We start from the raw sequence: 8,136 nt of genomic DNA, 5'->3' as shown, positions 1-8,136 counted from the left end.
GTTGGGGATAGTTTATGGGACGATGGGGATAAGCAGGAAAAACTGCCCAGTTCCGTGAATTGGGAAACCGTTGCCGATTGTATTATTTCGGTAATGCCATACGATGTTGAGCAGGAAATGTACCGTCGTTTTCCCCGGTTAGAATCACTTTGCCGGCTCGAAACGGAAAAGCAATATTCCAAGTATAAAAAAAGATTACACCATTTCCTGGCATCCAGTCCGGAAGAACGGTATGAAAACCTGATTGAAACCAAGCCTGAATTATTTCAGCTCGTACCGCTCTACCATATTGCCAGCTACCTGGGCGTAACACCCGAATCGCTCAGCCGCATCCGGCGGCGGATGAAACTTTCCTGAACGATGGTTACATTCCGTATTGTGCAAGGAATTTAATGCGCATGATTTTTAGTTGCTCCCAGGAATAGTTGCTATCGGCCATTTCTTCCTGTGCTACCTGCAGCGAAGAGGTTTCACAACTTTTGAAATAATCGAGGATTTCTTCCTGGTCATATTCATCCAGCATTTCATCGATGGCATAATCAAGGTTCAGCTTGGTACCGCTGGCTGCAATGGTTTCCATTTCTTCCAGGAGCGTATCCAACCGCAACTCCTTGTTCTTAGCAATGGTTTCAAGCGGAATTTTTTTATCCGTTTGCTGGATGATATAAACTTTGAGCCCGCTTTTATTAACCACACTTTTCATCACAAAATCATCGGGCTTCTCTATATTATTGTCTTCAACGTATTTAGCAATCAGGTCTACAAAAGGTTTGCCATAACGCATGGCTTTGCCCTTGCTTACTCCCTGGCATTTATCGAGCTCAGCAACAGCAGTAGGGTAGAGGGTGGCCATATCCTGCAGCGAGGTTTCCAGGAAGATCACAAAAGGCGGCAGTCCTTTTTTCTTCGCTTCTTTCTGTCTTAATTCCTTTAATAGTTCAAAAAGTTTTTCATCTGTGGCAGAAGCAGGCCCCCCGGTTTCTACAGCATCTTCATCGTCTTCATTGGCATCTTCATACAGGTTATTAAGCACTATGCGGAAACTCCTGGGTTTCTTTATAAAGGCGTCGCCGGCTTTGGACAATTTCAGCACACCGTACTCTTCAATATCTTTCGTAAGCATACCTGCCAAGAGCAGTTGGCGGATTAAGGTGGCCCAATAATGATCGGGCTGATCTTTGCCCAGGCCAAACTCGTCGAGCCCGTTATGGCGATACATCTGGATCTGCGGGGTCATACGCCCGATCATAACATTGACGGTATAATCGGTAGCAAAACTTTCATCCAGCTTTTTAACCAGCTTCAATACTTTCACCGCGTCTTCTTTTGCTTCTACCTGCTCTTTCGGATGTTTACAGTTATCACAGCCGCCGCAGTTTTCCTGCTCCCATACTTCCCCAAAATAGCTGAGCAATATTTTACGCCTGCAAACACCGCTTTCAGCATAGGCTACGGTTTCATTAATCAGTTGCGCGCCCACTTCCCGCTCACTTAGCGGTTTATCGCGCATCAGGTGTTCCAGCTTGGCCACATCCTTATGAGAATAGTAGAGGATACAATGCCCTTCGAGGCCATCTCTTCCAGCCCTTCCGGTTTCCTGGTAATAGTTCTCTATACTTTTAGGAATATTATAATGGATCACAAAGCGAACATCCGGTTTGTCGATTCCCATTCCGAACGCAATGGTAGCTACAATAACCTGGGTATCTTCATTCAGGAACTTATCCTGTCTTTCTGCCCGCAGCTTGGAGTCGAGCCCGGCATGGTAGGCCACTGCCTTAATTCCGTTGGCCACCAGTACATCGGCCAGTTCTTCCGTGGTTTTCCGGTTAAGGGTATAGATGATTCCGCTTTTTCCTTTGTTCTGAACAATATACCTGACCATGCTGCGGATGGTCTGCTCTTTTTTGATCTTGGGTTGGATCTCGTAATAAAGATTGGTACGATTAAAGGAGGAAATAAAAATTTCAGGGTTCCGCAATCCCAGGTTCTTAACGATATCGCTCTGCACTTTAGGCGTTGCGGTAGCGGTCAGGGCGATGACGGGTATTTTTTCATTGATTTCGTCCATCATTTCGCGCAGTCGGCGGTATTCCGGCCGGAAATCATGGCCCCATTCAGAAATACAATGCGCTTCATCAACAGCAAAAAAGCTGATATTAAGATCCCGGAATAATTCCAGGTTTTCGGCTTTGGTAAGGGTTTCCGGTGCAACGTAGAGCATTTTGGTATGGCCCTGCTGCAGGTCGTCGTGTACTTCCCGGATTTCTTTTTTGGTAAGGGTCGAATTCAGGAAATGCGCCACATCGTCTTTACTGCTATAGCCACGAACCAGGTCTACCTGGTTTTTCATCAATGCAATAAGGGGAGAAACAATTATGGCTACACCGGGCATTATCATTGCGGGAAGCTGATAACAGAGGCTTTTTCCTCCCCCGGTTGGCATAATCACAAACGTATCCCGGCCGCCCATAAGGTTTTGGATAATTTCCTCCTGGGGACCTTTAAATTTATTAAACCCAAAATATTCCTGTAATGAATCAGTGAGCGACATTGCGCCGTTATGCGGCGAAGCCGGTGCTTTGGCAACCGTTTTTTTGGTACTTGATTTTTTAACTGTTGCAGTGGCCTTGGCCGGTTTATCAGCAGCTGCGCCCGCAGCAGTGGTTTTCCGGGATTTTGATGATGTTGACATGTCCGTATATTTTCAAACTCACTTGAAGCTGAACCCTCATAAGTTAACGAAAAACTAGCAGTGGTAGTGGTGCATTTTCAAAGGACGGCGAAATTACTAAAAAAGCGGGGGGAAAAACACCCTAATTTGTTAATAAAGGATGCTCCTTGGGCAAATCTCCTATTTTTGTGCCGCCATCTATGAACAGGGATCAAATTCTGGCCACCGGCCGTCGCACAATTGAATTGGAAGCAGGTTCCATTGCCGGATTACTGGCTTTTCTGAACGATGATTTTGTTCAGGCCGTTGAGGCTGTGTACCAGTGCAAAGGGCGGCTTGTAATAAGCGGTATTGGCAAAAGCGCCATCGTTGCCCAGAAAATTGTAGCCACCCTGAATTCAACCGGTACGCCCGCGCTTTTTCTGCATGCCGCGGATGCTATACACGGCGACCTGGGTATGGTCCAGGAAACAGATATTGTGTTGATAATCAGCAAAAGCGGCGAAAGTCCCGAGATCAAAGTACTGGTACCGCTTATTAAAAATTTTGGGAATACACTGCTTGCAATGGTGGGCCAGACACAGTCTTTCCTTGCGCAACAGGCTGATTTTGTGCTTAATACAACCGTATCCAAAGAAGCCTGCCCAAATAACCTGGCGCCCACCAGCAGTACTACAGCGCAAATGGTGATGGGAGATGCATTGGCAGTTTGCCTCATGGAACTCCGCGGTTTCAACGGGGAGGATTTTGCCCGCTTTCATCCGGGGGGCAACCTGGGTAAACGACTTTATCTCCGCGTAAAGGATTTATATATACACAATGAACGACCGGCTATTTCCCCGGAAGCCAGCCTTAAAGAGATTATCCTGTCTATTTCGGGAAGCCGGCTGGGGGTAACGGCGGTTATTGATCAGGATGAGCAGATCCTGGGGGTTATAACCGATGGCGATCTGCGCCGCATGCTCGAGAAGGAAGCAGACCTGCATACGGTTTGCGCAGCAGATATCATGACCCGGAATCCCAAACAGGTTGAACCCACCGCACTGGCCATTAAAGCACTTGATTTATTACGAAAACACGATATTACCCAATTAGTGGTAGCTGATGAGCAGCAGCACTACCTGGGCGTTTTACATTTACACGACCTACTAAAAGAAGGGCTTTTATAATGAACAAACATCACTATGTGGCCATCATGGCCGGCGGAATCGGAAGCCGCTTCTGGCCAATGAGCCGCACCAATTACCCGAAGCAATTCCTGGATATCCTCAACACGGGTAAAACCCTTATTCAGTGGACCTATGATCGTTTTGCCGACTTTATTCCAAAAGAAAACATCTTTGTTGTTACTTCTGAGGAATACGCGGGTATCGTAGCCGAACAACTACCCGACCTTCCCGTGGCCAATATCCTGGGAGAACCTTCGCGCAAAAACACCGCCCCCTGTATTGCCTATATTTCATTCAAGCTGATGCAGCAGGACCCCCAGGCCAGCCTCATCGTGGCCCCTTCTGACCACCTGATCCTCGACAATACCGCCTTCCGCAAAGTTTGCCACGAAGCCCTCAGTTTTGTTAATAAACACAATGCATTTATAACACTGGGAATTAAACCTACCCACCCCAATACCGGGTACGGGTATATCCAGTACGAGCAACATGCGGTAACAGATAATGTATTCAAAGTCAAGACGTTCACAGAAAAACCCAACCTGGAACTGGCTAAAACATTCCTGGCCAGCGGAGATTTTCTCTGGAATGCCGGCATCTTTGTTTGGCAGGTAAAAAATATCCTGACCGCCTTTGAAAAACACCTGCCCGAAATGTTTGAGGTGTTTGTAGCTGAAAAAGATAAGTTCAACACGGCGGAGGAAAAACCTGCCCTGGAAGCCATCTACCCCCAGTGTACCAATATTTCAATAGATTTTGGAATAATGGAAAAGGCTGATAATGTGTATGTTATACCTTCTTCCTTTGGCTGGAGCGACCTCGGAACCTGGAACAGTGCCTACGATAATTTTGAGAAAGATTACCTGGAAAACGCCGTTGCCGGAAACAATGTGGTGGTAATTGATGCCACAAAATGTATGGTACATGTGCCCGACGAAAAACTGGTTTTACTGCAGGGGCTGGATGATCATATTATAGTGGATACCAACGATGTACTGTTGATTTGTAAAAAGGATAAGGAACAGGATATAAAAGAATACGTAAATGAAGTAAAACGAAAAAAAGGGGATAAATACCTCTGAATTCTTTACCACTCATAAAAATTAACAAAATGCCATGATAACAAAAGTCATGGCATTTTCTTTTTACAGTTAACATTGCACTGGACCAATCCCGGAAACCGCATCCAATGACCAGATTTAACTATGCCTCAGGGGCTCCCTGGGAGGATATTGTTGGGTACAGCAGGGCTGTAAAAGTCGGCAATATCATTGAAGTAACGGGCACCGTTGCTATCAACGAACACAATGAAGTGGTGGGCGAAAACGACGCCTATGAGCAAACCCGCTTTATTATTCAAAAGATTTCGCGCATACTGGAACAGGCAGGTGCTGGCTTAAAGGATGTAGTCAGAACCCGGCTTTTTGTAACCGACATAAGCCGCTGGGAGGAGTATGGCCGCGCGCATGGAGAGTTTTTCGGAACCATAAAACCCTGCACCACCATGGTAGAAGTAAGTGCCCTTATTTCTCCGGAATATTTGATCGAAATAGAAGCTACCGCCATTTTGGCCTGAATAAACAACCCAATAAATCTCAAGAGAAATGCAGAAACAGGTTGCTTACTACGAAAACCTTGTAGAGTCCTTTCGCGATACGAGCGCTATTGAGCCCAATTCACCTTTTTTTGATATCCTGCGTTTTGAAGATATCCCCATTCGGCTACAGGACGCTTCTACCAGTCCATTTCGGCTGAATGCTTTTGTGGTGGGGCTTGTAACAGACGCTGATTTCAAGCTCAGTATTTCCAACGAGGTATATGATATTACAGGCAACCAGCTTTATTTCACTTCTCCCTGGCATATCCGCCAATACCTGAATATCGAAAAATGGAATGGCTTGTTACTGTTTTTTACACCTGATTTTATTTTTCAGTATCCGCAGGGAGAGTATATTTTCAGAGAGTTCCGGTACTTCCATACGGAAAACGGTATTTTGTTCAAGCCCGACCAGGCCAGGTTGATGAAACTGTACCAGCACATGGAAGCCATGTATAACCTGCTACGCAGTAATCACCCCGAGCGCTTTAAAATGCTCTATCATTACCTGAATATATTTCTCTATGAGTGTAAGGAAGCGCTGTCTGATACAGCACTACCTAGTTCAGTAGGTAAGGATACCACCTTAAATAATTTCCTTCAGGCCCTGAATACTTATTTCATAGAACTCAACAAGGGAAAAATGGAAAAGCCCTTGACCCTTAAGTATGTAGCCAATGAATTGCACCTTCATCCCACCTACTTAAGTAACCTGTTGAAGCAGCAGACAGGCAAAACTGCAGCCCAGCTGGTGCGCGAACGCCTGATCCTGGAAGCACAGTCCTTGCTGAAGAATACGGATATGACGGTGGCAGAAGTGGCCTACTACCTGCATTTTAAAGACAATTCCAATTTTGCCAAATTTTTCCGGCACCAGGTAGGTATCAGTCCATCGGATTACCGCGAAAAGGCAAATTCTCAAAATGATTAAAAACTACCACACAAACTTATACTAGTACCCTTCCGGCCTGCGGGGGCTGCTGTATCTTCATTACGCAGTCTGTTAGCAGCGGATTGTAAAACCTCTTTCTTCATGCAGGTTTTAGGGTGGTCCTTATAGAGTCCTTCACAGGACTCTATTTTTTTTGTCCCCTATCTTTGGCGGATGCAGCCAATTGTTTCGAAACTTCCCGGAAAAGGAACCACCATTTTTACTACCATGAGCGCTCTTGCCAGCCAGTACAAGGCCATTAACCTGGGTCAGGGTTTTCCTGATTTTCCCATGGACCAGGCTCTTACCAATGCCGTTAATGCCGCTATGCAGCAAGGGTATAATCAATATGCGCCGATGGCCGGGTGGTTGCCCCTGCGTGAAACCCTGGCAGAAAAAATAGCCTTTCTGTACCAGCAAACCGTTCATCCTGATACGGAGATAACCATTACCCCGGGTGGAACCTATGCCATTTTTACGGCACTCACCGCACTGTTACAACCCGGCGATGAAGTAATTGTGCTGGAACCCGCTTATGACAGTTATGTACCAGCTATCCTGGCAAATAATGCCGTGCCTGTATTGGTTCCGTTGCATCCGCATGATTTTTCCATACCCTGGGAAGCTATCCGGGCAGCACTTACCACCCGTACCCGGGCAATTATTATAAATAGTCCGCATAACCCCAGCGGAACTACCTGGTCTGAAACGGATATGCGTTTGTTGGAAGAACTGGTGCTGGCACACCAGCTTTACCTGGTTTCTGACGAAGTGTATGAACACCTGGTATTTGATAATGCCCTGCACCAGTCGGTACTCCGTTTTCCCGCCTTGTTGAAGCGTAGTTTCGTTTGCTTTTCCTTTGGGAAAACCTTTCATTGTACCGGCTGGAAAATCGGTTATTGTGTGGCACCCGAAGAACTGATGACCGAATTCAGAAAAATTCACCAGTATAACTGCTTCAGTGTGCATACTCCCTCACAGGTTGGAATAACCGAATTTCTACAGAACCGTTCTTCCTACCTGCAACTCGGTGCCTTCCTCCAGGAAAAAAGAGATTATTTCTTCCACTTAATGAAATCTACCCGATTTACCCTTCTTCCGTCAAAAGGTAGTTATTTTTGCTGCGCAGGCTACGAACGCATCAGTGAGCTGGCAGATCATGATTTTGCCCGCTTACTGACCTGTGAACATGGTGTTGCAACTATTCCGGTTTCCGCTTTTTACCAGCACGGAAAACCGAGCCCCTACATCCGTTTTTGCTTCGCGAAGAAAAATGAAACCCTCGAGGCAGCGGTTGAAAAACTAAGCCTTGTATAATTGATTCATGCACATGAAAAAAATTGTACTGCTTTATAAATATTTACTCAGTTATCTCAGACAGCGGTTAAACCGGTTACAATACATGATGTTTGTAGCCGTAATAACCGGCCTGATCGCAGGGCTTTCTGCCGTTCTGCTCAAAACCTTTGTGCATTTCCTGCAGGAATGGATTAACCGGCCGGTTAAAAATGACTGGATTTACCTGTTCTTCCCAACCATCGGCCTGCTGATTGTAGTGTTCTTAACCAATCGTTTTTTTCATGGGTATATTGAAAAAGGGGTGGCCATGGTATTAAAAAGCATTGCCGGTAAAAGTTCCTTTATCCCGCTTTCGGATACCTATAAACATATTATTACCAGTGCTTTTACCGTTGGTTTAGGCGGTTCGGCCGGCTTGGAAGCTCCGATTGTAGCAACCGGTTCGGCCATTGGATCCAATACC

Annotated in this window: 7 protein-coding genes and 1 pseudogene; 7 read left to right on the top strand and 1 reads right to left on the bottom strand. The window is 45.9% G+C overall.

The genetic code is table 11. From position 1 onward, the window contains the following. A pseudogene (locus tag A1D16_RS20445) lies at positions 1-357 on the top strand (hypothetical protein); the annotation flags it as partial. Positions 358-364: 7 nt separating this feature from the next. On the opposite strand, the gene recQ reads toward A1D16_RS20445, so the two are convergent. Beyond that, entirely contained in the window at positions 365-2,695 is a 2,331-nt protein-coding gene (recQ, locus tag A1D16_RS20440) for a DNA helicase RecQ (RefSeq protein WP_290713109.1), read from the bottom strand. 179 nt (positions 2,696-2,874) lie between these two features. Here recQ and A1D16_RS20435 point away from each other — a divergent pair, with 179 nt between their 5' ends. The 6 genes from A1D16_RS20435 to A1D16_RS20410 form a co-directional block, all read left to right on the top strand. Beyond that, positions 2,875-3,843 (top strand): KpsF/GutQ family sugar-phosphate isomerase, encoded by a 969-nt coding sequence (locus tag A1D16_RS20435; RefSeq protein WP_290713106.1) that lies wholly within the window; start codon positions 2,875-2,877, stop codon positions 3,841-3,843. After that, positions 3,843-4,925: a mannose-1-phosphate guanylyltransferase gene (locus A1D16_RS20430; RefSeq protein ID WP_290713103.1), complete on the top strand. Its 1,083-nt coding sequence runs from the start codon at positions 3,843-3,845 to the stop codon at positions 4,923-4,925. Before A1D16_RS20435 ends, A1D16_RS20430 begins: the two co-directional genes overlap by 1 nt. Positions 4,926-5,032: 107 nt before the next feature. Further along, positions 5,033-5,419 (top strand): RidA family protein, encoded by a 387-nt coding sequence (locus tag A1D16_RS20425; protein WP_290713100.1) that lies wholly within the window; start codon positions 5,033-5,035, stop codon positions 5,417-5,419. 28 nt (positions 5,420-5,447) lie between these two features. Continuing rightward, positions 5,448-6,371 carry a helix-turn-helix transcriptional regulator gene (locus A1D16_RS20420; protein WP_290713097.1) on the top strand — a complete coding sequence of 308 codons (924 nt, stop codon included), beginning with the start codon at positions 5,448-5,450 and terminating at the stop codon, positions 6,369-6,371. A 174-nt stretch (positions 6,372-6,545) separates the two neighbouring features. Then, positions 6,546-7,691, top strand: a complete 1,146-nt coding sequence (locus A1D16_RS20415; protein WP_290713094.1) for a methionine aminotransferase — start codon at positions 6,546-6,548, stop codon at positions 7,689-7,691. 13 nt (positions 7,692-7,704) lie between these two features. Further along, the coding region (locus tag A1D16_RS20410) for a chloride channel protein (RefSeq protein WP_290713091.1) at positions 7,705-8,136 on the top strand (432 nt) is incomplete at its 3' end.

Source organism: Flavihumibacter sp. CACIAM 22H1, assembly GCF_001601815.1.
Lineage (GTDB): Bacteria > Bacteroidota > Bacteroidia > Chitinophagales > Chitinophagaceae > Flavihumibacter.
The sequence above is the reverse complement of the archived record's forward strand: the minus strand, read 5'-3'. Positions and strand labels throughout refer to the sequence as shown.

Excerpts from the sequence above, each read along its gene's own strand:
- A1D16_RS20425 (WP_290713100.1), top strand. The coding sequence starts at position 5,033 with ATGACCAGATTTAACTATGCCTCAGGGGCTCCCTGGGAGGATATTGTT.
- recQ (WP_290713109.1), bottom strand. The coding sequence starts at position 2,695 with ATGTCAACATCATCAAAATCCCGGAAAACCACTGCTGCGGGCGCAGCT.
- A1D16_RS20430 (WP_290713103.1), top strand. The coding sequence starts at position 3,843 with ATGAACAAACATCACTATGTGGCCATCATGGCCGGCGGAATCGGAAGC.
- A1D16_RS20420 (WP_290713097.1), top strand. The coding sequence starts at position 5,448 with ATGCAGAAACAGGTTGCTTACTACGAAAACCTTGTAGAGTCCTTTCGC.
- A1D16_RS20415 (WP_290713094.1), top strand. The coding sequence starts at position 6,546 with ATGCAGCCAATTGTTTCGAAACTTCCCGGAAAAGGAACCACCATTTTT.
- A1D16_RS20435 (WP_290713106.1), top strand. The coding sequence starts at position 2,875 with ATGAACAGGGATCAAATTCTGGCCACCGGCCGTCGCACAATTGAATTG.